Annotated in this window: 1 protein-coding gene; it reads left to right on the forward strand. The window is 72.7% G+C overall.

From position 1 onward, the window contains the following. Window positions 1-476, forward strand: a 476-nt coding sequence (locus tag B4M60_RS08235) for an HNH endonuclease signature motif containing protein (RefSeq protein ID WP_291082111.1), incomplete at both ends; no start/stop codon positions are given.

Genomic DNA, 476 nt, shown 5'->3' on the forward strand with positions numbered 1-476 from the left:
TTCGAGACCGTCTTCACCGGCCGCGCCGACGCCGACCGGGGCGCGGAGTTCAGGTACTCGATTCCCGGCTGGCTCAGGCGTCGGATCAGGCTCCGCGACGGGACGTGCCGCCACCCCGGGTGCTCGGTCGCGGCCGACCGCTGCGACGTGGACCATGTGATCCCGTTCCTGCACGAGGATCCGCGGAGCGGTGGCCTGACCGTGGAATGGAACCTCATCTGCCTGTGCCGGACCCACCACAGACTCAAGACGTTCTCCGGATGGCGGTACAGGGTGGATCGGGACGGGGTGGTGGACATCACGACCGAGACCGGTCGCAGGATACGGACGTGGCCGTCCGGCCCGCTCGCGCACGCGCGACGGATCGAGGAGGCGGTCGACGCGGCGGCCGCGGCCGACCTGCGGCCCGGTCCGGACTCTCGGCCCCGCGCCCCGGAACCGGTCTGCCCCGGCGGCGGGATCGTCCACGAGGCCGG

This window comes from Dietzia sp. UBA5065 (assembly GCA_002415925.1).
Lineage (GTDB): Bacteria > Actinomycetota > Actinomycetes > Mycobacteriales > Mycobacteriaceae > Dietzia.